Origin of the sequence: Streptomyces sp. NBC_00433, from assembly GCA_036015235.1 — a bacterium.
In the GTDB taxonomy this organism is placed as follows: Bacteria; Actinomycetota; Actinomycetes; order Streptomycetales; family Streptomycetaceae; genus Actinacidiphila.
In genome coordinates, this window is sequence record CP107926.1 from 1,116,436 (window position 1) to 1,140,801 (window position 24,366).

21 protein-coding genes are annotated in these 24,366 nt (G+C 73.6%); 15 read left to right on the forward strand and 6 right to left on the reverse strand.

From position 1 onward, the window contains the following. Positions 1-35: 35 nt before the first annotated feature. Complete coding sequence (locus OG900_04325) at positions 36-677, reverse strand: cysteine hydrolase (protein ID WUH89452.1); 642 nt, start codon at positions 675-677, stop codon at positions 36-38. 206 nt (positions 678-883) lie between these two features. On the opposite strand from OG900_04325, the gene OG900_04330 reads away from it, so the two are divergent. From OG900_04330 to OG900_04345, 4 genes are all read left to right on the forward strand, one after another. Continuing rightward, on the forward strand, positions 884-2,398 hold the full coding sequence (locus OG900_04330; protein ID WUH89453.1) for an MFS transporter: 1,515 nt from the start codon (positions 884-886) through the stop codon (positions 2,396-2,398). Continuing rightward, positions 2,395-2,946, forward strand: coding sequence for a TetR family transcriptional regulator (locus tag OG900_04335; protein WUH89454.1), 552 nt, complete (start codon positions 2,395-2,397; stop codon positions 2,944-2,946). The genes OG900_04330 and OG900_04335 overlap by 4 nt, the downstream gene beginning before the upstream one ends. A 311-nt stretch (positions 2,947-3,257) precedes the next feature. Further along, positions 3,258-4,232, forward strand: coding sequence for a hypothetical protein (locus OG900_04340; GenBank protein WUH89455.1), 975 nt, complete (start codon positions 3,258-3,260; stop codon positions 4,230-4,232). A gap of 265 nt (positions 4,233-4,497) precedes the next feature. After that, on the forward strand, positions 4,498-5,790 hold the full coding sequence (locus OG900_04345; GenBank protein ID WUH89456.1) for a serine/threonine protein kinase: 1,293 nt from the start codon (positions 4,498-4,500) through the stop codon (positions 5,788-5,790). Positions 5,791-5,967: 177 nt separating this feature from the next. On the opposite strand, the gene OG900_04350 is transcribed toward OG900_04345, so the two are convergent. Then, positions 5,968-6,573, reverse strand: coding sequence for a dihydrofolate reductase family protein (locus OG900_04350; protein WUH89457.1), 606 nt, complete (start codon positions 6,571-6,573; stop codon positions 5,968-5,970). A gap of 184 nt (positions 6,574-6,757) precedes the next feature. Here OG900_04350 and OG900_04355 point away from each other — a divergent pair, with 184 nt between their 5' ends. The 3 genes from OG900_04355 (at position 6,758) to OG900_04365 (ending at position 10,337) form a co-directional block, all read left to right on the forward strand. Further along, positions 6,758-7,375, forward strand: a complete 618-nt coding sequence (locus OG900_04355) for a YceI family protein (GenBank protein WUH95607.1) — start codon at positions 6,758-6,760, stop codon at positions 7,373-7,375. A gap of 161 nt (positions 7,376-7,536) precedes the next feature. After that, on the forward strand, positions 7,537-7,995 hold the full coding sequence (locus tag OG900_04360; protein ID WUH89458.1) for a hypothetical protein: 459 nt from the start codon (positions 7,537-7,539) through the stop codon (positions 7,993-7,995). A gap of 2 nt (positions 7,996-7,997) precedes the next feature. Next, a complete protein-coding gene (locus OG900_04365; GenBank protein WUH89459.1) occupies positions 7,998-10,337 on the forward strand; it encodes a tetratricopeptide repeat protein in 2,340 nt (779 codons plus the stop codon). A 22-nt stretch (positions 10,338-10,359) separates the two neighbouring features. Here OG900_04365 and OG900_04370 read toward each other — a convergent pair whose 3' ends face one another. Further along, positions 10,360-11,055 (reverse strand): lysophospholipase, encoded by a 696-nt coding sequence (locus OG900_04370; GenBank protein ID WUH89460.1) that lies wholly within the window; start codon positions 11,053-11,055, stop codon positions 10,360-10,362. A gap of 236 nt (positions 11,056-11,291) precedes the next feature. Here OG900_04370 and OG900_04375 point away from each other — a divergent pair, with 236 nt between their 5' ends. The 4 genes from OG900_04375 (at position 11,292) to OG900_04390 (ending at position 16,139) form a co-directional block, all read left to right on the forward strand. Continuing rightward, positions 11,292-13,031 (forward strand): serine/threonine protein kinase, encoded by a 1,740-nt coding sequence (locus tag OG900_04375; protein ID WUH89461.1) that lies wholly within the window; start codon positions 11,292-11,294, stop codon positions 13,029-13,031. 356 nt (positions 13,032-13,387) lie between these two features. After that, positions 13,388-13,717 (forward strand): hypothetical protein, encoded by a 330-nt coding sequence (locus OG900_04380; protein ID WUH89462.1) that lies wholly within the window; start codon positions 13,388-13,390, stop codon positions 13,715-13,717. Between the two features lie 661 nt (positions 13,718-14,378). Then, positions 14,379-14,840, forward strand: a complete 462-nt coding sequence (locus OG900_04385; protein WUH89463.1) for a hypothetical protein — start codon at positions 14,379-14,381, stop codon at positions 14,838-14,840. Between the two features lie 198 nt (positions 14,841-15,038). Further along, positions 15,039-16,139: an NADH:flavin oxidoreductase/NADH oxidase gene (locus OG900_04390; protein ID WUH89464.1), complete on the forward strand. Its 1,101-nt coding sequence runs from the start codon at positions 15,039-15,041 to the stop codon at positions 16,137-16,139. A 78-nt stretch (positions 16,140-16,217) separates the two neighbouring features. On the opposite strand, the gene OG900_04395 is transcribed toward OG900_04390, so the two are convergent. The 3 genes from OG900_04395 to OG900_04405 form a co-directional block, all read right to left on the reverse strand. Beyond that, positions 16,218-16,979, reverse strand: a complete 762-nt coding sequence (locus OG900_04395) for an ABC transporter permease (protein WUH89465.1) — start codon at positions 16,977-16,979, stop codon at positions 16,218-16,220. Beyond that, positions 16,963-18,021, reverse strand: coding sequence for an ABC transporter ATP-binding protein (locus tag OG900_04400; GenBank protein ID WUH89466.1), 1,059 nt, complete (start codon positions 18,019-18,021; stop codon positions 16,963-16,965). Before OG900_04400 ends, OG900_04395 begins: the two co-directional genes overlap by 17 nt. Before the next feature lie 108 nt (positions 18,022-18,129). Then, complete coding sequence (locus OG900_04405) at positions 18,130-20,046, reverse strand: condensation domain-containing protein (protein ID WUH89467.1); 1,917 nt, start codon at positions 20,044-20,046, stop codon at positions 18,130-18,132. 286 nt (positions 20,047-20,332) lie between these two features. Between OG900_04405 and OG900_04410 the strand changes: the two genes are divergently transcribed. From OG900_04410 to OG900_04425, 4 genes are all read left to right on the forward strand, one after another. Continuing rightward, complete coding sequence (locus OG900_04410; GenBank protein WUH89468.1) at positions 20,333-21,286, forward strand: 3-oxoacyl-ACP synthase; 954 nt, start codon at positions 20,333-20,335, stop codon at positions 21,284-21,286. A gap of 8 nt (positions 21,287-21,294) precedes the next feature. Beyond that, positions 21,295-22,713, forward strand: coding sequence for an ATP-grasp domain-containing protein (locus OG900_04415; GenBank protein ID WUH89469.1), 1,419 nt, complete (start codon positions 21,295-21,297; stop codon positions 22,711-22,713). Beyond that, positions 22,710-23,981, forward strand: a complete 1,272-nt coding sequence (locus OG900_04420) for a type III PLP-dependent enzyme (protein ID WUH89470.1) — start codon at positions 22,710-22,712, stop codon at positions 23,979-23,981. The genes OG900_04415 and OG900_04420 overlap by 4 nt, the downstream gene beginning before the upstream one ends. A gap of 125 nt (positions 23,982-24,106) precedes the next feature. After that, positions 24,107-24,364 carry a phosphopantetheine-binding protein gene (locus tag OG900_04425; protein ID WUH89471.1) on the forward strand — a complete coding sequence of 86 codons (258 nt, stop codon included), beginning with the start codon at positions 24,107-24,109 and terminating at the stop codon, positions 24,362-24,364. Positions 24,365-24,366: the final 2 nt, after the last annotated feature.

A 24,366-nucleotide genomic window follows, 5' to 3' on the forward strand; every position in this document is an offset into this window, starting at 1 on the left:
GGGCCGCCCTGCCAGGCGACCTTCCAGCGGAGGAGTCAGCGACGCGCGAGTGCGGCGCGGAATTCCTCGGTGGTCGTCAGGATGGAGTCCCCGGCGAAGCTCAACGCCGCCAGAGACCGCTCGGCGGCCTCGACATTGCCCGCCCCGCAGGCATCGGTGATCACCACCGGGATGTAGCCCAGGTCCGCCGCGTGACGGGCGGTTGGTTCGATGCCGATCTCCATGGCGGCGCCGACGACAGCCACCGTCGTGATTCCGCAGTCCCGCAGGGCGATGTCGAGCCATGTGCCCTCGAAGGCCGACATCGTGATCTTGTCCAGAACCGCGTCGCGCCCCGCCGGCCGCAGCTCGGGGACGATCTGGCTCTGCGCCGCGTCCGGCGGGAAGGGCGAAACCACCTCGGCCGCGCTCTCGGTTCGCTGCCAGCCGCGCCACATCCGCAGTTGGGAGGCGCCCATCAGCTCGACGGGAAGGGTGATGTGGCGCAGGAAGAACGTACGGACCCCGGCGGCTCGGGCGGCCTCGACCACGGCCGCCGCCCGGCCGATGACGCGGTCGCGGTCGCTGATCTGGTCCAGGACGCCGACCTGCATGTCGTACACCAGCAGGGCCAGTCGCGGCGGATCGCACGCCTCCTGAAGAGAACGCGGTACGCCGAGGCCATTTCGCTCATCCACAGGCGTGAGGCTACCCCGCTCCCCCTGCCGCGATCACGCCCACGCGCGGAGCGCACCGGACCCGTGTGCCCCCGGATCGCACCCCCTCAGCGCCGGGCAGCCGGCCGCCGGCCCGTACCGGCGGACGGACAGGCTTTTGCCGGGCAGACCCCACATATGTCATCGTGTGAAGACATCATATGATGACAAGCTTGGGGAGAATGTCGATGCCTGCCCGACACGTAGGGCCTGACCTGCGGCAGCGTGCGTTGGTTCCGGTGCTGGTCTTCCTCGGCACCGTGGTCGCGGTGATCAGCAGCCTGGGGGCTCCGCTGGTGCCGACCATCGCCGCCGTGGACCATGTGTCGCTGGCCGACGCGCAGTGGTCGCTCACGATCACGCTGCTGGTCGGATCGGTCGCCACCCCCGTGATGGGACGCCTGGGCGACGGACCGCACCGGCGGCGGGTGGTGCTGGGGGCGATCGCGGTGGTGCTGGCCGGCAGTGTGCTGGCGGCGCTGCCGCTGGGGTTCGGCTTCCTGGTCGCCGGGCGCGGGCTGCAAGGGGTCGGCCTCGGGCTGATCCCGCTGGCCATCGCCACCGCACGCGACGTGCTGCCGCCCGAGCGGTCACGCCCTGCGGTGGCGCTGCTCTCCATCACCACCGTGGCCGGTGTCGGCCTCGGCTACCCGCTCACCGGCCTGATCACCGAGTCGATGGGCGTCCACGCGGGCTTCTGGTTCGGGGCGATCATCAGCGGTCTCGCCCTGCTGGCCGCCGCGCTGGTCGTGCCCAAGGTGGGCGGACGGGAGAAGCGGCCGCTGGACGCCCCGGGGGCGGCGCTGCTCGCCGTCGGGCTGGCCTCGCTGCTGCTCGCGCTGAGCGAGGGCGAGGTCTGGGGCTGGACGTCGGCACGGGTGCTGGGCCTGGCCCTGTTCGCGCTGGCGCTGCTGGTCGGCTGGAGCTTCCACGAGCTGCGTACCGCGCACCCGCTGGTGGACCTGCGGACGCTGCGCAACCGGTCGGTGCTGACGGCCAACGTCGCCGGGCTGATAGCCGGCGTGGCGATGTACATGCTGATGTCGATGGTCACCCGCTTCGTGCAGACCCCGAGCGCCACCGGCTACGGCTTCGGCACCTCGGTGCTGGTCACCGGGCTGGTGCTGCTGCCCTTCTCCGCCGCGAGCGTGGCCTCCAGCAAGCTGGTGCCGCTGCTGGCCCGGCGGACCTCCACGGCGATGGTGCTGCCGATCGGCTGCGGGATCTCGCTCCTGTCGATGGTGGTGTTCCTCTTCGCCCGGGGCAGCCTGTGGGAGCTGTTCGCGGTCATGGGCATCGCCGGACTCGGCGTCGGCTGCACCTTCGCCGTGATGCCGGGACTGATCGTCAACGCCGTGCCCGCGCACGAGACCGGCAGCGCCATCAGCTTCAACCAGGTGCTGCGCACCATCGGCTACACCACCGGCAGCGTACTGAGCGCCGTCGTCCTGGAGGCGCACACCGCCTCCGGTCAACTGCTGCCGGCCAACAGCGGCTACGAGGCGGCCGCCTGGCTGGGGTGTGCGATCTGGGTGGTCACCGGTGTCATTACGATCGTCCTGCCGCGGCGCTTCGCCGCGGCGCGGCGCCCCGTGACCCCCGTGACCGTGGACGAGGAAATCCTGATGGACGAGAGCATCGCCGACGCGCAGACCGCCGAGGACAGTGCCCACCCGGCGCCGGGCCGCCGGTCCGGCCGGTGAACCCCGGCAGACGGCGGGACTCCGCCCGCAGCCGGCAACTGCTGCTGGAAGCGGCGGCCGCCCTTTTCGCCGAACGCGGCTTCGACCGCAGCACGACCAGGGAGATCGGCGAGCGCGCCGGCGTCGACCCGGCCCTGATCGCCCGCTACTTCGGCGGCAAGGCTCAGCTCTACATCGCCGTGCTCGACCTCGACCGGGCCAGCGCCAGGCCCGCCGACCTGCTGGAACCCGAACGCAACCTGATGCTGGTGGGCCGCGTCGACCAGCGCGGCCCGGGTCCGGTCTTCCGGGCCGCGGTCGCCCCTCTGGAAGACCCGGAAGTACAGGCCGCCGCCGTGGGCCAGCTGCACTGGCGGCTGGTGGACCCGCTGCGCGAGCGCTTCACCCGTGAGGGCCTGGACCGCCCGCAGCTGCGGGCGGAACTCGCGGTGGCCGCCTTCGTCGGTATCGTCCTGTCCCGACACGGCGGCGCCTTCAGCGCGCTGGCCGAGGCCGACACGGACGAGGTCGTCCGCCTGGTGCTCGACATGCTCGGCCAGGGCCGCTGAGCGGGCGGCCGGACACCGGCCCCTGGCGGCTGGACCAACGGTCCCCCGACTGCTGGACCACCGGTTCCCGACGCCCCGGGGAGGTACGGCTTCCCGCGTGCGGACCGCTGCCCGCCGCCTGCCGCGCGGGCGCGGTCCCCGATGACGGTCCGCAATGACCGTCCGGTGTCTTGACGGCCGTGCCTCCCGCTCCTACGGTGAGCCCGCTGAGAGCGCTCTCTCGCCTGATTCCGGGGCTGTCGCGCACAGCGCCCGCGCCGCCCCGCCCCGTACCTCCCGACACGCACCACCGTTTCTCAGGAGAGTGAGCGATGGAGCAGCACCGGAAGGCCCGCCGGACCCTGGTCGCGTCGATCACGGCCCTGCTCGCCGCCGCGGCGGTGGCGCTGGCGCCGGGTTCGGCGCAGGCGGTCAGCACCTGGCACACCGGCAGCGGTCGGCCCGCGCTCGCGGACTCCGGCGGCCGGCTGTACGTGGCCTGGGCCGGATCGAGCGGGACCGCCGCCGCCAAGGAGCTGGTCGTCGGGTACTCGACGGACAGCGGCGCCGACATCGTCAAGCTCGACAGCACCGAGCGGGTGCCGCAGGGCGAGGGCGCGGCGATCGACGGCGACGGGACCGGCGCCTTCGTCGCCTGGCCGGCCGGTGACAACGCGGACACGCTGACCGCGTTCCACACCAGCGGCACGGGGAAGACCTGCCGGACCGCGTTCACCGGAGTCGTCAGCCACCACGCCCCGGCGCTGGCCGACGACCCGGCCGGGCACCGCTACCTCGCCTGGACCGATCCGCAGGGGCGGCTCAACGTGGGCCGCCTGGACAGCGGTTCCTGCGCCACCGCACACACGATGTCGCTCGTGGACCGGCACACCTTCGCCGACACCAGCCCGGCCGGGCCGGCCCTGATGTGGGACGACAGCGGCAGCAGCAACCTGGGCCTGGTGATCGCCTGGACCGGCTCCGACCCGGCGCACACCGTGGAGGTGGCCACCTACGACGACATCATCGGCGGCCTGACCCACCGCTCGTCGGTGGTGTCCGCGGTCGGCGCCGACCAGGGCCCAGGGCTCGCCTCGGCCGACAGCGACATCTACACGGCCTTCCGCGGCACCGACGGCGGCTTCCACCTCGCCTATTCCGAGGGCTGCATCCCGAGCTGCTTCCACGACGCCGGCTTCTTCAACCCGCCGATCACCGGCGGGGTCGGCATGTCGGGCCGCGCGCGGGCGGCGACGCGCTGGGCGTACTTCGATCAGAGCGGCCACCTGGTCATCGACCACTTCTGAGCGGCTACGGGCGGCCTGTCCGACGCTACGAGTCCGGCGGTACGACGTCCGGCGGTAGGTGCGGGCCCGCCCTGCGGCCTGCCCGGCGGTCTGGACGAGGCCTGGAGCGGGCCGGACACGGCCGGGACCACCTCCGGAAGGTCCGGCCCTCGCCCGGCGGACCGCCGTCCGCCGGGCGGCCGGGGCGTGCGAGTGCCGATCCGCCCGAATGCACCCCGAGGGCCCGGGTAGGAGGCGAACCACATCTCGTCCTTACGGGGGTCTCATGTCCGCCCTTCAACGTCCTGCCGGCCCTCCCGGCCCGCGGACCGGCGATGTCCTCGACGGCCGGTACCGGTTGGACGAGATCCTGGGCACCGGCGGCACCGCCGATGTCTTCCGGGCCGCCGATCTGCGGCTGCGCCGGGAGGTCGCGGTCAAGGTGTTCCGGCCGGGCGCCACCGCGGTCTCCGCCGACCGGTTCTGCGAAGAGGCCATCCTGCTGGGCCGGCTGACGCATCCGGCGCTGCTCGCGGTCTACGACACCGGCCGCTACCTCGGCGGCGCCTACGTGGTGATGCACCTGGTGAACGGCATCACCTTGCGGGAGCGCATCCACGGCGGGGCCCCGCTGACCGACGCCGACGTGGCGCGGCTGGGCGAACAACTGGCCCTCGCGCTGGCGCACGCCCACGCGGCCGGGATCGTCCACCGGGACGTGAAGCCGTCCAACGTCCTCCTCGGGCCCGGCGACACCCCGTATCTGGCCGACTTCGGGATCTCCCGGCTCATCGACGAGCCGACCCGCGCCGAGCCCGGCACGGTGGTCGGCACGGTGCCGTATCTGGCCCCGGAACAGGTTCTCGGCAGAGGGTCCAGTCCGGCCAGCGACATCTACTCGCTGGGACTGGTCCTGCTCGAAGCGGTGAAGGGCGAGAAGGAGTACCAGGGGGCACCGCTGGAGGCGGGTGCGGCCCGGCTGCTCCGGTCGCCGGAGATCCCGCGGTGGCTCTCGCCGGAGCTGGCGCACGTCGTCGAGGCGATGACCCGCGGCGAGCACCGGGCGCGACCCGACGCCCGCAGCTGCGCCGAACTGCTGCACCGGGCGGCCGCCTCCCGTCCACCGCGGGCGCGCGCCGCCACGGACGTCCCCACCCAGCCCAGCCGGACCGTCATCCGTGGCGCTGTCGCGCGCCCGGGTCGCCGGCGGAGCGCGCTGGTCGTCGGCCTGACCGCCGTCGTGGTACTGGGCGCGACGGGGGCGACGCTGCTGGCCATGGACGGCAGCCCGGCCGCCCCGGACGCGGGCACCCATCGCTCCGCCCCGGCCGGTGCGACGGCCGCCCCGACCACGCCGCCCGGCACCCCGGTCAGCGCGGCGCGGACCGGCTCTCCCGCCGCCGGCGCGCCCTCGGCCCGGCCGAGACATCCCGTCGCGCGGAAACAGTCCCACCCGGCCGCCCACCCGGCCCCGCCCGCGGCGCCCGGTCAGCAGAGTCCTCCGGGCAAGAAGAAGGCACCCGCACCCGCGGCCCGGGGAGCCGCGCCGCCGCATCCGGCCGCGCGGACTGACAAATGATCACGCTGTGGTTTCGCGGAGCCACCAAATGAGTGAGGCCGGGGGCAGACCACGGCTGTCCACCGCCGGGTGCACCGTCGTGGCCGGCCCGCCACGGAGCCCCGTCCGCAAGCGCCACAGCACCCGTCGACCAGCTGCCGGTGATCCCGCAGGGGATGATCATTTGTCGGACACGGCTCAGTAGCTGTCGTAGCTGGGCTTGCCGTTCGGCCGGTAGACGCCGACGATCGTGCCGCCCTTCGTCGTCGAGACGCTGACCGGCTCCAGCGCGGTGGGGATCGCTCCGTCGGCGAACAGCCGCTTGCCGGTGCCGACGATCACCGGATGGATGGTCAGCCGGTACTCGTCGACGAGGCCGTGCCGGATGAGGGTCTGGGCGAGGTCGCCACTGCCCACGACGTTGATGTCGCCGCCGTCGGTCGTCTTCAGCTCGCGTACGGCATCGACGGTGTCGCCCTCCAGCAGCGTGGAATTCCGCCACTCGACGGATGTCAGGGTCCGGGACGCGACGTATTTGTGCATGCTGTTCATCCGGCTGGTGAACGGGTTGCCGGGATCGGCGGTCGGCCAGTACGACGCGAAGATCTCGTACGTCCTGCGGCCCAGCAGCATCGCGTCGGACCCGTCGTACCAGCCGGCGATGGCCGTGCCGACCTCGTCGTCGGACACCGGCTTCTGCCAGCCGCCGTGGTCGAAGCCGCCCTGAGCGTCCTCGTCCGTACCGCCCGGCGCCTGCATGACGCCGTCCAGCGTCAGGAACGTGCAAATGATGATCTCGCGCACGGTGCGCTCCCTTCGTCGACGGATAGACCGCACACCCGCCGGAAACTCATCGGCGGACTCGTCGTGGATCCCGCCCGCCGGTCCGCTGTGACCAGCGTCACGGCGAATCGGATATTTGTCGTGGAATGGGACAAGTGGGCACTTGGTTGAAACACGAACCAACGCCGTCCCCAAGGAGAACGCCATGGGCCTGTTCAACCGCAAGACCGAGACCGTCGCCCCCGCTGCCGCAGCCACGGCAACGGCTGTCGCCGCCCCGGAGCTGGCGCACCTGACCGGTGACTACGCCATCGACACCTCGCACAGCGAGATCGGCTTCTCGGCGCGGCACGCGATGGTGACGACCATCCGCGGTCGCTTCACCGACTACGAAGGCACGCTGCGCCTCGACGGCGGCAACCCCTCCGCCTCCAGCGCCGCGCTCACCATCAAGGTCGCCAGCATCGACACCGCGCTCGGCGCGCGCGACGAGCACCTCCGCAACGGTGACTTCTTCGCGGCGGACGAATTCCCCGAGATCACCTTCCGCAGCACCAGCGCCGAGCAGGTCGACGCCGAGACCTACCGGATGCACGGTGACCTCACCGTCAAGGGGACCACCCGGCCGGTCGCGATCGACCTGACGCTCAACGGCCAGGTGACCGACCCGTACGGCAACGTCCGCGTCGGCTTCGACGGCTCCGCCACCGTCAGCCGCAGTGACTGGGGCCTGACCTACAACGCGGCCCTCGAAGGCGGTGGCGTCCTGATCAGCGACAAGGTCAAGCTCACCTTCGACATCTCCGCGGTCAAGCAGGTCTGACCCCGCCTCGCGGAAGAGGATCCGGCCGGGCGGCGGCGCGTACCAGCGCCGCCGCCCGGCCGCGTGCCGCCGCCGGCGGCCTACCGGGCTCGGACGGGTGCGTCCGGCCCTTTTCGGCTTTCCCCCGGGCGATGTCCCGGGGGGCATAGGGTCGTCGGTGGATGGCTGACTGGCGAGGGCCGGGCGGGGGCGTTGTGGTGGGCGTGGAGTTGGTGGTCGGGTACCTGGTCGCGTGGGCGGTGCGGAAGGCGCGTCGGGTGGCGGGTCGGGCGGACGCCGAAGTGGACACGGTGCTGGACGCCGGGATGGACCGTCTGCACGAGGTCGTGGCGGCCCGGCTGGGTACGGATCCGGCGCTGGAGCAGGCGGTCGCCGAGGCGGCGTCGGCCCGGGAGGCGGTGTCGGGACGCACCCGGACCCGCCTGCGACTGGCGCTGGAGGAGGCCGTCGAGCAGGACGCCGCGTTCGCGCGGACGTTGGAGCATGCCGTGGCGGGAGTGGTGGGCGCCGCGGAGTCGGCCGGGCCGGGGGCGCTCGCGGTGTACGGGAACACCTTCGGCGGGCCGGTCGCCTTCCAGGCCGGTGACCACAACACGCAGACCAACACCTTCGGGTCCTGACCGTGGCAGGCGACGTCTTCAGCGGGCCCACCGCCTTCCAGACCGGCGACGGCAACACCCAGCACAACCACTTTCACAGCGCCGGGCGCCCGGTGATCCCGCTTCCGTACCAGGTGGGTGTGATCCCGCCGCGGGCGCAGTCGTTCACGGGGCGCGCGGAGGCCGCCCGGCTGCGGGAGGCGGCGTCCGGCGGAGGGGCGGCGGTGCCGTGCCAGGTGCTGACCGGGATGGGCGGGGTCGGCAAGACCCAGCTGGCCGCCGACCACGCGCGTTCCGCGTGGGCGAAGGGCGAGGTGGACCTGCTGGTGTGGGTGACCGCGGTGGACCGGACCTCGGCGGTCGCGGGGCTGGGACGCGCGGGTTCGGACATGGCGGGCGCGGACCCGTCGGATCCGCAGGCCGCGGCCGAGGCGTTCCTGGCGTGGCTGGAGCCCAAAGCCGGTCAGGAGCCGTGCCGGTGGCTGGTCGTCCTGGACGATGTCGCCGACCCGGCGGACCTGAGGGGCCTGTGGCCGCCGGAGAGCCCCACGGGCCGGACGCTCGTCACCACGCGGCGCAGGGACGCGGCCCTGACCGGCACCGGGCGGTCCCGGATCGAGGTCGGGCTGTTCACGCGGGACGAGGCGACGGATTACCTGGCGTCCGCGCTCGCTGCCGGCGGACGTACGGAACCGGACGACCAGCTCGCCGCCCTCGCCGTCGACCTGGGCTGCCTGCCACTGGCGTTGTCGCAGGCGGTGGCCTACCTGGCCGATCAGGCGCTGGGCATCGCCGGCTACCGGGCCCTGCTGGCCGACCGCACCCGTACCCTCACCGAGGCGGTGCCGGGTCCGGGCAGGCTGCCCGACGACCAGCGCACCTCCGTGGGGGCGGCCTGGTCCCTCTCGGTGGACCTGGCCGACCGTCAGGACCCGCCCGGCTTCGCCCGGCCGCTGCTCACCCTGGCCGCCATGCTCGACCCCAACGGCATTCCCGCCGCGGTCCTCAGCTCCCGACCCGTCCGCGAACTCCTCGCCGCGGCCGCCGAGCGGCCCGAGCCGGCCCCGCAACAGCGACGGTGGCGGCGCCGGCAGAGCACGGCTCCTGCGCCGGCGGCGACCGAAGAGCAGGTTCACCGGGCGCTGCGGGTCCTGGACCGGCTCAGCCTGGTCGACGACAGCCCCGGAACGACCCACCGGCCCGTACGCGTCCACTCCCTCGTCCAGCGCACCGCCCGCGACTCCCTCAACCCCGGCGAGCACACGGCCTACGCCCTCGTCGCCGCCGACGCCCTGCTGGCCGCGTGGCCCGAGACCGAACGGGACGCCGACCTCGCCCAGACCCTCCGCGCCAACACCGCCACCCTGGCCGCCCGCACCGGCCCCACCGGGTGCCTGCACCTGCCGAACACCCACAAGGTGCTCTTCGTGGCCGGTCGCAGCCTGGGGGCGTCGGGCCAGGTCACCGCCGCCGTCACGTACTTCCGGAACCTGGCGGACAGCACCCTCACCGGCCTCGGCCCCGAGCATCCCGACACCCTCACCGCACGCGGCGACCTCGCCTTGTGGCAGGGCCGCGCGGGCGACGCGGCAGGCGCCGTATCGGCGTTCACCGAACTGCTCGCCGACCAGGGACGGGTACTGGGCCACGGCCACATCGACACCCTCACCACCCGCCACCGCCTCGCCGACTGGCGGGGGGAGGCCGGTGACGCCGCCGGTGCCGTGTCCGCGTACGCCGAACTGCTGGACGTCTACGAGCGGGTGCTGGGCCCCGACCACCCCGGCAGCCTGGAGACCCGCCGCACCATCGCCTACTGGCAGGGCGAGGCGGGTGACGCGACCGGCGCCGTAGCCGCGTACGCCGAACTGCTCACCGACCGCACACGGGTACTGGGCCCCGACCACCCCCACACCCTCGAAACACGCCACGCCATCGCCCACTGGCAAGGGAAGGCGGGTGACCCGGCCGGAGCCGTAACCGCGTACGCCGAACTCCTCGCCGACCGGGAACGCGTACTGGGACCCGACCACCCCCACACCCTGGAGACCCGCCACGCCATCGCCCACTGGCAGGGCGAGACAGGCGATTCGGCCAGCGCCGTAACAGCGTTCGCCGAACTGCTGACCGACGTGGTGCGGGTGCTGGGCCCCGACCACCCCGGCGCTCTGGTGACCCGCCACAACCTCGCCCACCGGCGGGGCGAGTCGGGTGACGCGACCGGCGCCGTAGCCGCGTTCTCGGAACTGCTCGCCGACCGGGCGCGCGTACTGGGCCCCGACCACCCGCACACCCGGGAAACCCGCCGCAACCTCATGCACTGGCGTGAACGGAGCGGCGAGGGCCCGGACGCACCGGGCTGACCCGTTCCCCGTCGGAGGCGGATCAGGTCGTAGTGGCGAGTTCGATGAGGTGGCGGGCCGTGCGGGCAGGTTCGACGGTCTGGTGCAGGTGCTCGCCGGGCAGGTGCGCCACACGCCAGCCGCGCTCGCGGGCCTCGGCGGCGAGGTCGTCGTACGGAGGGCCGAACAGCAGGTAGGAGCAGGGGTGGTCGTCCCAGCCGTCGGGCACCGGGATGCGCTGCTCGTAGTAGGACAGCGGCAGGGTGGGCTGCTCCTCGACGACCGCCTGCCGCACCGCCGGATCGGAGAACATGGGCGCGACGTCGGCCTCGTCCCACCAGTCGGTCCAGCGCGGCAGCCTGCCGTCGACGGCCATCGGGCGGAGGAATTCCAGCAGTTCGGGCGGGGCGACCGGGGTTGATCCGTGCCGGGCGGGTAGCGCGGCGTCGACGAAGATCGAGCCGGCCACCGGATGGTCGAGGCCCGCGCGGATCGTCGGGAGGAACAGGCCCGCGTTGCTGTGTGCGACCAGGGTGACGGGGCTGCCGGCCGGGACCTGCCGGAGGTCGTCGCGGACGGCCTCGGCGATACGCGGCCAGAACGGCGGAGCGCCGGCCCCTATGTGAAGCAGCGAAGGGACCCGCACCTGGTATCCCGCCGCCGCCAGGTGTTCGGCCACGGAGTGCCAGGTCGAGGGGCCCACGGACGGACTGTGCACGAGAACGAAGATCGGCTGCATGTGTCGATCCTGCCGCGCACTCCACCGCAGGCGTGCGCGGCTCGGCTGAGAGCTGAACGGCCGCGCGGCAGCTCTGCCTGGTGACCACACGGGCATTGCCCGCCCCCATTCGCCGCAGCACCGGACGTACCTCACCACGGCCGTAACCGCGCTTGTCCGCTGAACACGGCCCGACGTCCGCACCGAGGTTTCCCGCTGGTCGGGACAGGGAGGGACGGGCATCGTAGGCTTCGGCCATGGAGAGTCTGGGGGCGACCGATCCGGCATCGGTCGGGGGGTATTCGCTGTTCGCGCGGCTGGGCGCCGGAGGCATGGGGCAGGTCTATCTGGCGCGGACCCGGGCCGGGCGGCCGCTCGCGCTGAAGACCGTGCGGTCCGAGTTCGGGCTCGATCCCGCTTTCGGGGAGCGCTTCGCCCGTGAGATCCGGCACGCCGACCGGGTGCGCTCGCCGTGGACCGTCACGGTGGTCGACTTCTCGCCGGCGGGCGCCCGCCCGCAGTGGCTGGCCACCGAGTACGTGGCCGCGCCGTCGCTGGCCGACTGGGTGGCCGGGCAGGGGCCGTTGCCCGCCGAGAGCCTGGCGGCACTGGCCGGCGAGCTGTGCGGGGCGCTGCACGCGGTGCACCAGGAGGGCCTGGCCCATCGGGACGTCAAGCCGTCCAACGTGCTGCTGTCGGGCACCCGGCCGCTGCTCATCGACTTCGGCATCGCCCGCGCCGCGGAGGACTCCCGGCACACCAGCACCGGCGGGGTCATCGGCTCGCCGGGATACATGGCGCCCGAGCAGGCCACCGCGGGCATGTCGGCGGAGCCCGGCGACATCTTCGCGCTCGGCGCCGTCCTGGTGTACGCGGCCACCGGACGCGGCCCGTTCAACCGGCTCGGCGAGACCCCCTCCGCGGCGGCGCTGCTCTACCGGGTGGTCCACGAGGAGCCCGATCTGGCGGGGGTCCCCGAGTCGCTGCAGCCGCTCGTACGGGCCTGCCTGGCCAAGCGGCCCGAGGACCGTCCGACGGCCCTGGCCGCCGCGGAACTGCTGGCGGAAGCGGACCGCTCGTCCGGGCTCTGGGCGACACGCCGGCCTCCGGGCCTGGCCGCGGAACTGGCGGCGCGTGAGGCCGCCATGCGGGCGGCGCTGGGCGAAGAGGCCGCGGTGTCCCTGACCCATCCCGTCACGACCCTGGACTCCGGCTCCGGTTCCGGCAATTCCCCGGCCGACCCGCCGGTCCCCTCCCCCGACACCGTGACGCGGACCTCGCCGGCCCCCCGCAAGGAACCCGCGCCGGCACCCGTTCCCGCTCCCAGTCCGGTTCCCGGTCCAGGTCCAGGTCCCGATCCCGCTCCGCGGGACGACAGCGACGGCGAGGATCCGGCCGACCGGGACGCAGCACCGCCCCCACCGCGGCCGGCCAGGCGCCGTATCGTGCCGATCGCCGTGGCGGGCGGCCTGGCCGCGGCGACGCTGGTCGGGCTGCTGGCCTACAACCTGCTGGACTCCGGCTCGGACGACGGCGGTTCGAGCGGCGGCAGCGGCACCTCGACCACACCGGCCAACGGCGCGAACGCCGATCCGAACGCGCTGCCCGCCTCCTGGGTGGGCACCTGGGCCGGGACCGGCCCGGGCAACCCGAACGGCAACTACTCCATGGCGGAGTACACCGACAACTACAGGATCACCCTCACCTTGCACGCGGGCAGGCTCGGCGAAGTGGTCGGCCGTCAGGTGAGCAGCATCCACGATCAGCAGACCGGCGAGAACGTCGGCTGCACGGAGGACCTGGTGCTGAAGGCGGTGAACCCCGGAAGCCTGCAGTTCGCCGCGCGGGCTCCGCACCCCACGGACGCCACCTCCTCGCATGTCTGCAAGCCCGGCAAGACCTACGAGCTGCACAAGCCCGACGCCACCCTCGACCTCCTGCCCGGCTCCCAGGACCTCGGCGCCCCGACGAGCCTCACCCGGCAGACGGGGCCGTGAGGCAGCGGCCTGAGCCGGGGAGACCGATGCGCCGATTCCCCACGGTGTGCGCTGCCCGGCTTCGGCAACCCGGAGGGCGGGCACGGGGGCGACGGAAGGGAAGGCACGAACAATGACTGCGACGCTGATCACCCGGGCGAACAAGGGCCTGGGCTTCGAGACCGCCCGCCGCCTCGTGGCCGCGGGCCACACCGTCTACGGCGCGACCTCGCGAACCCCGAGTCCCCCACGCACTTCTACCCCGACATCGCCTACCCGTCCTCGAAGGCCGCCGTCATCATGCTCACCGTCCAGTACTCCAAGGCCTATCCCCACGTCGGGATCAACGGAGCCGGGCGGACGCCGAGGTCGATCAGGTGCTGGACGCGGGGATGGAGCGGCTGCACGAGGTGGTGGCGGCCCGGCTTGGCTCGGATCCGGCGTGGGGGCAGGCCATGGGTCAGGCAGCGTCGGGGCAGGCGGCCGTGACGGATCGCACCAGGTTGCGGCTGCGGCTGGCGTTGGAGGAGGAGGCCGAACGCGATGCCGCCTTCCGGCGGATGCTGGACGAGGCGGTGACCGCGGTGCGGGCCGCTGCCACAGATGCCGGGCCCGGTGCGCGCGCGCTGTACGGGAACACCTTCAACGGACCGACGGCGTTCCAGATCGGCGACCACAACGTCCAGAACAACACGTTCGGTTCGTGACCCATGGCCGACCACATTCACAACGGTTCGGCCGCCGGACAGCTCGGCAGCAACAACACGCAGAACAACTACTTCCACGGCGCCCAGCCGCCGCAGGCGAGGTGGCCGTACCAGGTGGGGGTGATCCCGCCGAGAGTCGGCGCGTTCCAGGAACGAGACGAGCGGGCACGGCTGCATCAGGCGCTCGCCGGTGGCCGGACGCCCGTGCCCGGTCGTACGGCTCCGGAGCCGGGCACCGGGCAGATCCTGCTGTCGGGGATGGGCGGGGTCGGCAAGACCCAGCTCGCAGCCGACTACGCCCACACGGCATGGGCCACCGGTGAGCTGGACCTCCTGGTGTGGGTGTCCGCGGTGGACCGGGCCTCGCTGGTGGCGGGGCTGGGGAGCGCCGGCGTACAGGTGTCGGGCGCCGACGGGGGCGATCCGCTGGCCGCGGCCGAGGCGTTCGTGGCGTGGCTCCAGGCCAAGGCCGGGCGGGACCCGTGCCGGTGGCTGGTCGTGCTGGACGACGTCTCCGATCCGTCGGACCTGGAGGGACTGTGGCCCCCGTACAGCCCGACCGGACGCGCACTGATCACCACCCGGCGGCGGGACGCGGCCTTCACGCACGACGGCCGGACGCGCCGCGGTCACCGCGACGGACGTCAACGGTGCCCTGCGCGTGCTGCACCGCCTCAGCCTCGTCGACCGCACCCGCCAAGATCCCTACCGCACCGTGCGCGTCCACGCCCTCATCCAGCGCGCCGTCCGAGAGACCCTCACCCCTGACCTCTTCGAACGGACCGCACGCAGCGCCGCCGACGCCCTGACGGCCGCCTGGCCCGAGGTCGAACGCGACACCACCCTCTGCCAGGCCCTACGCACCTGCACCACCACCCTGATCACCTGGGCAGGGCCCGACCTGCACCGCCCCCACGCCCACGGTGTGCTGTCCCGGAGCGGCCGCAGCCTCGGCGAGACCGGTCAGGTCACCGCAGCGATCACCTACCACCGGCACCTGGTCGAAACCACGACCGAGCATCTCGGCCCCCGCCACCCCCACGCCCTCGACGCCCGCCACAGCCTCGCCTACTGGCGGCGGCAGACGGGAGATGCGGCCGCACCGTCCTCGCAGGATGGGTGAGCAGCCGCGGGCCGGGACGTGGCCCGGGGACGCCGGCAAGAGCGGCTCCGGTCCCGGCGATCGACCGTCGCGAGCGAGGGAAGTCTCCATGCGTGCACATATACCGGCTGCTGCAAGTATTATGTGCCGGGTAGCACCAGGCCAGGCGTCCGCGGCCTCGCGCACCGTCCGGCATTGCCACGACTTCGGAGACCTTTCATGTCCAAGCTGTTCGAGCCGTACACCCTGCGGTCGCTGACCGTGCGCAACCGCGTCTGGATGGCTTCCATGTGCCAGTACAGCGCCGCGCCCACGGGGCCGGGGACCGGTACGGCGAACGACTGGCACTTCAGCCACCTCGCCGCGCGGGCGGCCGGCGGCACAGGACTGATCATCACCGAGGCCACCGCGGTCAGCCCCGAGGGCCGGATCACCCCCTACGACCTCGGCATCTGGAACGACACGCAGGTCGACGCGTTCAAGCGCGTGACGGCGTTCCTCAAGGAACAGGGAACCGTGCCGGGCATCCAGCTCGCGCACGCCGGCCGCAAGGCGTCCACCGAGCGGACCTGGGTGGACCGCGGCGCGCCGATCCCGCCCGGCGCACCGCTCGGATGGACCCCGGCCGGCCCCAGCGCCGTCCCCTTCGGCACCGCCTCGACCGTGCCGCAGGAACTGACCGGGGACGGCATCCGCCGGATCGTCGCGGAGTTCGCCGACGCGGCCGGCAGGGCGCGTGCCGCCGGCTTCGAGGTCGTGGAGATCCACGGCGCCCACGGCTACCTGCTCCACCAGTTCCTCTCGCCCTACACCAACCGCCGCACCGACGCGTACGGCGGCTCCTTCGAGAACCGCACCCGGCTCGCGCTGGAGGTGGTCGAGGCGGTGCGCGCCGTGTGGCCGCAGGACCTGCCGGTCTTCTTCCGTGTCTCGGCGACGGACTGGCTCAGCGAGAACACGGACGACGACCGTGAGGGCTGGACGGCCGAGGACACCGTGGCCTTCGCCAAGGAGCTGCACGCCCGCGGGGTGGATCTGATGGACGTCTCCACCGGAGGCAACGCCCCCGACGCCCGCATCCCCGCGGGCCCCGGCTTCCAGGTCCCGTTCGCCGAGCGGGTGCGCAACGAGGCCGGCATGCCGGTCGCCGCCGTCGGCCTGATCACCGAACCGGCCCAGGCCGAGGAGATCGTGGCCTCCGGCCGCGCCGACGCGGTGCTGCTGGCACGGCAGCTCCTGCGGGACCCGTACTGGGCGCGCCACGCCGCCGAGGAGCTCGGCGCACAGCCGTACGTGCCCCAGCCGTATCACCGCTCCTGAGATCGCCGCCGCGACGACCCCGCCCGGGTGCCGCGTCGCGCCGGTGCCAGGCCGTGGGCGACTCGGCGCAGGCGGCCGTCAGACGTTCTCGCGGCAGAAGACGTATGTGCCCGCTGCCAGGGAGAGGGCGGCGAGGGCGAGGCCGACCGCGAGGCCCTCGGCGACGGTGGCCGTGGCGAAGCGGCCCACGAACGCGTCCCGGATGGCGTCCACGAGGTAGCGCAGCGGGGTGAGGCGGGAGACGTCGTTCAGCCAGCCCGGCGCCAGGGACATGGGCAGCAGGATGCCCGACAGCAGGAGCAGCAGCACGGTCGCGATGTTGAGCATCGGTGAGAAGGCCGTCTCGCGCTTGACCACCAGCCCCAGCCCGTAGGAGAGCGAGGAGAGGCTGCAGGTGAGCAGCGCGACGAAGAGCAGGCTCAGGGCGATGCCGGCGAGGGGCGCGCGCAGGCCGAAGACGACCGCGGCCAGGATCAGCACCACGCTCTGCGCCAGCAGCACCGCCACGTCGTGCAGGACGCGGCCCATCAGCAGCGCGAACCGGCTGACCGGCGTGACCCGCATCCGCTCCATCGACCCGGTGCGCCAGTCCGCGATCACCGTGAAGCCGACGAACGCCGCGCCGAACAGGGCGAGCTGGACCAGCAGGCCGGGCACGTACACCTGCCAGGCGCTGCCGGTGCCGCCCTCGTCGGCCCGCAGGACCCGGGACAGCATCGGACCGAAGAAGGCCAGGTAGAGGATCGGCTGCGACAGCCCGATCAGCAGCCAGACGGGGTTGCGGGTGTCCTGCCGCACCTGCCGGCGGAAGATGAGCGAGGTGTCACGCGCGACGGGCACCCAGGGCTCCTTGGTCGGCGGGTTCGGCGGGTTCGGCACGTTCGGCGGGGCTGGTAGGGCTCGCGGCGGCAGGTACGGGCGGCGGGGGCGGCGGGTCTGCGTGCAGGGGGTGGCCGGTCGCGGCCAGGAAGACCTCGTCCAGGCTCGGCCGCGTCAGCTGGATGGACTCCAGCCGCACCCCCGCCCCGCCGAGCGCCTGGACCAGCCCGAACAGCGCCTGCTCGCCGCGCGCCACCGTCAGCCGGAGGGTCCTGTCGTCGGCGGCCAGCGCCAGCACTTCGGGCCGGGCCCGCAGCACCGCCTCGGCGGGGGCCGGGTCGTCCGCGACCTCCACGCTGATCACGTCGCCTGCCACCTTGCGTTTGAGTTCCTCCGGGGTGCCCTCGATGACGATGCGGCCCCGGTCCATCACCAGCACGCGGTCGCACAAGGCGTCCGCCTCCTCCAGGTAGTGGGTCGTCAGGAAGACCGTGGTGCCCCACTCGTCGCGCAACCGCCGCGTGTGGTCCCACAGTTCGCGGCGGCTGTGCGGGTCGAGGCCGGTCGACGGCTCGTCGAGGAAGACCAGCGGCGGGGAGTGCACCAGCCCCAGCCCGATGTCCAGCCGGCGGCGCTGGCCGCCGGAGAGCGTCTGCACCTGCCGGTCGAGCAGGTCGGCGAGGCCCAGCCGCCCCGCCACGGCCGCGGCCTGCTCCCGTGCGGCGGCCCGGGTCATCCGGTACAGCTCGCCCTGGAGCAGCAGTTCCTCGCCGACCAGCGCGTCGGGATGGGCACCGCCGCCCTGCCCGACGTAGCCGATCCGCCTGCGCACACCCGCGGGGTCCCGGCGCAGGTCGGCGCCGGCCACGGTCGCCCGGCCCGACGTGGGCCGCAGCAGCGTCGCCAGCATCCGCAGGGTGGTCGTCTTGCCCGCGCCGTTGGTGCCCAGGAAGCCGACGATCTCACCCGCGCCGACCTCCAGGTCCACCCCGCTGACCGCCTCGACCGTGCGGCCCCGGGTGCGGAAGGTCCGCGCGAGGCCCTCCGCCATGATGATCGCCACGTCCACTCCTCGGTCTGGGGGCGTTCGAAGGGTCCGTACGCCGGCGGGTTCGCCCGCGCGGGACACGTACGCGCAGGGTCCGTACGCGGGACACCTACGCCGGCGGGCTCAGTCCGCCGGCTCCCCGGGCTCCGCTCCCCTGCCGGTGCCGCGCGCCAGCACCGGCAGCTTCCGCCAGGACGCCTCGTCGCCCGGGTCGTCCGGCTGTCCCGCGCAGACGACGTACGAAGCCGGGGCCATGGCCGCGTACCGTCCGGTGACTCCCGCGAGGAAGGCCTCGTGCAGGTCCGCGGGCGCGGGAGCCGCCTGCGGGTCGCCGGTCCAGGCGGCGTATCCGGTCAGCAGCCGGTCCGTTCCCCCCTCGTCCGTTCCGCCCTGGGCAGTGTCGCCCGGCTCCGCTGCCGGCGACGCGACGACCGCCACCGGTCCGGCGCCCGCCGCCGCCGCGGCGGCGGCCAGGACCTCGGCCACCGCGGTGCGCTCCACCCAGCAGCCGTCGATCCGCACCCACTCCGGGCCGCGTCGCGGGGCGCCCAGGCCGGTGGCCGCGGAAGCGTCCGCCAGCTTCAGGTCTTCGGCGGCGGCCGCGACGAGCAGCCGCTCCACTCCCCTGAGCAGGCCCTCCACGTCGCGGCGCGGCAGGACGGCGGGGTCCGCCCACAGCGCGAGGACCAGTTCCCCCGCGACCTGGCGGACGCTCAGGTAGGCCGCCACCGGGTAGGACTCGTCGGGAAGTGAGGTCAGGCGGGTGTCGCCGAGGGCCGCGTGCACCTCCGCCAGTGAGCCCGGCGGCGGGGCGGGGAGCGCGGCGGCCGCGGTGTCGAGCGCCGAGAAGTCGTTGTAGACCACGTCGCGGTGGAAGGCCGTGCCGCGCGCCCTGCCCACGCCGTCGATCACCCGCCACAGCTCGTCCGCGTCGAACTGGCTGTAACGGTAGGCGTTGAAGGCCGCCGTGCCGGCCCGCTTGACCACCGTGTCGAAGTGCTCGGCGCGGACGTCGACCGACAGCAGCGCGTCCTGCGCCAGGTTCCCGACGTAGCCGCGCGTCGCACCACGGATGCGGTTGCCGGCGACGGAGGTCACCACGCACCTGTCCTGGCCGGTGCGCAGCGCGGTGCACACCGCGAAGGCCGCCAGCACCACGGTGGAGGGGCCGATGCCCGTCCGCGCCACGACATGGCTGATCGCGAGCGCCGCCGCGCGGGAGCGGAAGGTGGTGCGGCGCCGGCGGCCGGGCGGCGACGGGTCGGGCGGGACGGCGAACATCGCCTGGGGGGCCGCGGCCAGCGTCGCCTGCCAGTACAGCAGCGCCGCGCGGGCCCGCCGGCGCCCGGCCGGTGTGCGCTCCGCGGCGGCCTGGTCCAGCGGCTGGAGCGGCGCGGGGCCGGGAGGCAGGGACGCCGGGTCGGCGAGCAGCGCGGCGAACTGCTCGCCGAGCAGCCTTACCGAGCCGACGTCCACGGCCATGTGCGAGATCACCAGGACCAGCAGGAAGGGCTCACCCGCGCGGGTGGCCACCGCGGCCCGCACCGGCAGCTCGCGGACCAGGTCGCCCTCGCCGCCGGCCAGCATGCGTTCGAGCACCGAGCGCGGGTCGCGGCCCGAGGAGCCGAAGTCGTGGACGGAGACCCGTAGCGTGCCGGCGGCCGCGACGGCCTGCTCCGGCTCTCCACCGGGAGGGTCGACATAGGTGGTGCGCAGCGACTCGTGCCGCGTGAGCAGGGTCGCGAGCGCCTCGGTGACCGCCGTCAGCGAGGTGCCCGCGGGGACGTCGAAGAAGGCCGGCACGGTGGCCGAACCCCGGTCGGCGGGCTTGCGTATCCAGCGCAGGACGTTGGCCTGGCCGAAGGTGAGCGGACCGCTGCGCGAGCGCCCGCCGCCGAAGGCCACCGTCAGCGTGTCGGCGGCGGCCGGTGAGGCGGCGCCCTGGTCCTCCGGGGTGGCTTCGGCGGCGGCCGGCGGGGCGGCGGCCCGGTCCCCCGCGTCCCTTTCCCCGGCGGTGCCTTCCACGGCGGTGCGGTCCACGTCGGCTCCTTGCGGTCCGGCAGGGCGGCGGGTTGCCGGCCCCGGCGGACGGGCTCGGGGCGACACCGACCGTACCGAGCGGCCAGAAAGCCGCCCAGCGGGGAAATCCCTGGTTTCACGGGCCGCTGGGCGGTGCCGGGAAACCCAGGGATTTCCCGCATGCTCCGGCCCGCGGCAGGTGCCTAGCCTCGTCTCGCCCCGCCGCTCCGCCCCGCACCGCGTCCCCTCCCCCCCCTCGTGTCCTGCGCCGCGGCGCAGGACCGCAGCCCGCCGAGGCAGGAACCCCATGGCCATGCGACCCACCGTGCTGGAGCGCGTCGAGGCGTATCTGCCCGCCAGGTCCGTCGACGTCCAGCAGGTCGCGGCCGGCATGGGGCTCAGCCGGCATCAGGCGCGGCTGATGCACCGCGTCCACGGTCTCGACGTCCTGCACGACGATCCCGGCCTGAGCCTTTACGACCTGGTGCTTGAGCCGGCCCGGCGGGTGCTGGCCGCGCTGCCCGACCCGTCGGTGGTGCGGTATCTGCTCTACGCGCACACCATCCAGGAGGTCACCCCCGCGCATGTCGACGCGGCCGCCGACCTCGGCCGCCTGCTGGGCCTGCCCGACGCCGAGTGCTTCGCGCTCACCCAGCAGAACTGCGCGAGCAGCCTGGCCGCGGTGGACGCGGCGGGCGAACTGCTGCGGGCCGACGGCGATCCGCGGGCCAAGGCGCTGGTCGTCACCGGGGAGAAGCCCTTCTCCAAGCTCGCCAGGCTCATCGCCAACACCACGGTCATGGGCGAGGCGTCCGCCGCCTGCCTGGTGGGCCTCGCCCCGCGGGGCAGCGCCGTACGCGGCTACGCGGTGCGCACCGACGGCCGGTTCTGCGAGGGCATCCGGATGACGACGCGGGCCGCCCAGGACTTCGGCGACAGCTACGCCGCCGGTCTCGCCGCGGTGGTCCACGAGGCGCTCGGCCAGGCGGACGTGCGGCTGTCCGACCTCGTCACGATCGTGCCGCACAACGTCAACCGCTCCTCCTGGCTCCGGGTGGCCAAGGAGCTGGGCATCGGCCCGGAGCGGATCCACCTGGACGGCGTGGCCCGCTACGGCCACTGCTTCTGCAGCGACCCGTTCCTCAATCTCGTGGCGCTGCGCGAGCAGCGCGGCCTGGTCGAGGGCGGTCACTACCTGTTCGCCGCCGTCGGCCTGGGCGCGACGTACGCGGCCATGGTGATCGAGCACCTCGGAGGTTAGGAGACCACGTGGAAGGCTCATCAAGCGCGGCCCGCGAGGACGGCCGCTATCTGCGGCGGCTCAAGGCCGCGAGCACCGGGGACGCCGACGCGCGGCTGGTGTTCCTGTGCAATTTCGAGGCCGAGGAGCAGTGGGCGGTCGGCCACACGGGCCTGCCCGCGCCCAGGTTCCCGGTGTCGGCGGCCCTGGTGCGGCGGATGGAGGAGCTGGGCGCGACCCTCGCCGGACCGCGCGACGTCCTGCTGCTGTCCGCGCCGCTGGACGAGGACTTCCGCACGCACGCCCGGAGCGGGGGCGCGGCGCTGCCCGAGGTCCTGGTGCCGGAGCGGGCCGCGGGCAGCGCGTCGACGGCGCAGGCCGTGCTGGACTCGCCGCGCGCGCTGGCCGAGCTGACCCGGCTGGCCGCCGAGGGCGCCTGGCTGATGCCGATGGGGACCTCGCCGCTGGAGCAGCGGGTCGCCGAGGTCACAGGACTGCGGCTGGCGGTCCCCGACTCGGCCACCTTCGAGCGGGTGAACAGCAAGATCTACGGCCGCAGGCTCGCCGCGGAAGCCGGGCTGCGGGAGGTGCCGGGCGAGTGCTGCGAGCAGGTCGGCCGGCTCGCCGACGCCCTGCGCAGCCGCTACCCGGCGATGGCCGAGGGCCGTCCCGTGGTGGTGAAGGACGCCTACGGCGTCTCCGGCAAGGGGCTGGTCGTCCTGGAGAGCCCGGAGAAGGCGGAGCGGCTGCTGCGCATGGTCGGCCGGCGGGCGGAGCGCACCGGCAGCCACCGCCTGGAGGTGGTCGTCGAGGAGTGGCTGCCTAAGCGCTGCGATCTCAACTACCAGCTCACCATCGACCGCGACGGCCGGGTGGAGTTCGACTTCGTCAAGGAGGCGCTCACCGAGAACGGGGTGCACCGCGGCCACCTGATGCCCTCGCGGCTGGGCGAGGGCCAGGTGGCGGAGCTGCGCGAGGCGGCTGCGGCCATCGGCAAGGCGCTGTACGCCGACGGCTTCACCGGCATCGCGGGGGTGGACGCCGTGCTCGGCGCCGACGACGTCCTCTACCCGATGCTGGAGATCAACGCCCGGCTCAACATGTCGACCTATCAGGGCGGCGTCACCGAACGGGCACTGCACCCGGGCCATGTCGCGCTCGCCCGGCACTACGCCCTCACCCTGGACGCCCCCTGCCCCCTCGACCGGGTGCTGGGCGCGCTCGGCCCGCTGGCCGGCCCCGAGGGCGACCCGGCACTCGGCGGCGCGCGGCTGGTCATCACCTGTTTCGGGACGCTCAACGCACTCGCCGGCGAGAGCGCCGGGGCGCCGTTCACCGGGCGGCTGTACGCGGTGCTCTTCGCCCCGGACCGGGACCTGCTGGCAGCCGCGGACGCCGCGGCCGAGAAGGCCCTTTCCCGAATCGCCTCCCGAGGAGAACCGTCGTGACCGAGCAGCACCCGTCCGAGCACACCGTCCAGGGCATACCGGTCAGCGCGCTGGCCGAGCAGTTCGGCACCCCGCTCTACCTCTACGACGGCGACCGGCTGCGCGGCACCTACCGGGAGCTGCGGGACCTGCTCGACCCGCGGATCGACATCTTCTACTCGGCCAAGGCCAACCCCAATGTGAGCGTCTGCGCGGTGCTGCGGGCCGAGGGCGCCGGGATCGAGGTCTCCTCGCTCGCGGAGCTCGTGACCGCCCTGCGGGCCGGCGCGCGGCCGCAGGACGTCATCTTCCTGGGGCCAGGCAAGTCCGCCGAGGAGCTGCGGGCCTGCCTGGACGCCGGTGTGCACGCGGTGGTGTGCGAGTCGCTCGACGAGCTCAGCGCCCTGGACGCGCTGGCACCGCCCGAGGGGGTGCGGGTCCTGCTGCGGGTCAACCCGCTCTTCAGCAACAAGGGGTCGCGGCTGTCGATGGGCGGCAAGCCCCGGCAGTTCGGCATCGACGAGGAGATCCTGGACGGCGCGGGACCGCTGCTGCGCTCGCTGTCGCGGGTCCGGGTCGAGGGCGTCCACGCCTACATGGGCACCCGCATCCTGGACGCCGACGCGGTCGCCGCCAACACGCGCGGCATCCTCGCACTGGCCGGGCGGCTCTCCGCCGAACTGGGCTTCCCCCTGCACACCGTGGACATCGGGGGCGGTCTGGGGGTGGCGTACTTCGACAACGAGAAGGACCTCGACGTGGCGGCGGCCGCCCACGGGGTCAACGCCGAGGTCGCCGCCTTCCTCGACGAGCACCCCGGCTGCCGCGTGATCACCGAGCTGGGCCGCTACCTGGCCGGCTGGTGCGGCCTGTACGTCGTACGCGCCCGGTATGTGAAGCAGTCGCGCGGCGAGTGGTTCGTCGTCGCCGACGGCGGCACCAACCACCACATGGCCGCCGTGGGCATCGGCAGCTTCGTCAAGCGCAACTTCCCGATCCGCTCGCTGACCCGCCCCGAGGAGCCGGGCCGCCGGCCGTACACGATCACGGGGCCGCTGTGCACACCCAACGACGTCATCGGCAAGCAGGTGGAGCTGCCCGACGTCGAGCCGGGCGACCTGCTGGGCGTGGAGCGCTCCGGCGCCTACGGGCCGAGCGCGTCCCCCGTGCTGTTCCTCAGCCACGGCCATCCGGCCGAGGTGCTCGTCCTCGACGGGCGCGCGCACCTGGTACGCCGTCGCGACACCGTCGACGACCTGCTCGACCGGCAGGTCCTCGTCGACGTGTGACGCGGCCGGAGCGCCCGCCGCACGACCGCCGCGACTGCCCGCCAGACCGACCGTTCCGACCGCACTGACCGCACTGACCGCTCTGACCGCCGCAACCTCCGTCACGCCGCACAAGGAGTGCACCCGTGGACCGTTCCGAGACCATCACCGTCATCGAGAAGTGCCTCACCGAGGTGCTCAAGCACGAGGTGACCGGGCTGAGCGAGGACCTCAGGCTCTTCGACGACCTGCACCTGGACTCGACCTCCGTCCTGGAACTGCTGATGGTGCTCGAGGACGCCGTCGGCCTGGAGATCGACCCGGAGAACCTCGACATGGACGACTTCCGCACCGTCGGCTCGCTCGCGGACTTCGTCGAGCGCAGCCTCGACGGGGCAAGCTGACC

Excerpts from the sequence above, each read along its gene's own strand:
- OG900_04390 (WUH89464.1), top strand. The coding sequence starts at position 15,039 with ATGTCCAAGCTGTTCGAGCCGTACACCCTGCGGTCGCTGACCGTGCGC.
- OG900_04360 (WUH89458.1), top strand. The coding sequence starts at position 7,537 with ATGGCTGACTGGCGAGGGCCGGGCGGGGGCGTTGTGGTGGGCGTGGAG.
- OG900_04330 (WUH89453.1), top strand. The coding sequence starts at position 884 with ATGCCTGCCCGACACGTAGGGCCTGACCTGCGGCAGCGTGCGTTGGTT.
- OG900_04410 (WUH89468.1), top strand. The coding sequence starts at position 20,333 with ATGGCCATGCGACCCACCGTGCTGGAGCGCGTCGAGGCGTATCTGCCC.
- OG900_04345 (WUH89456.1), top strand. The coding sequence starts at position 4,498 with ATGTCCGCCCTTCAACGTCCTGCCGGCCCTCCCGGCCCGCGGACCGGC.
- OG900_04375 (WUH89461.1), top strand. The coding sequence starts at position 11,292 with ATGGAGAGTCTGGGGGCGACCGATCCGGCATCGGTCGGGGGGTATTCG.
- OG900_04370 (WUH89460.1), bottom strand. The coding sequence starts at position 11,055 with ATGCAGCCGATCTTCGTTCTCGTGCACAGTCCGTCCGTGGGCCCCTCG.
- OG900_04355 (WUH95607.1), top strand. The coding sequence starts at position 6,758 with ATGGGCCTGTTCAACCGCAAGACCGAGACCGTCGCCCCCGCTGCCGCA.
- OG900_04340 (WUH89455.1), top strand. The coding sequence starts at position 3,258 with ATGGAGCAGCACCGGAAGGCCCGCCGGACCCTGGTCGCGTCGATCACG.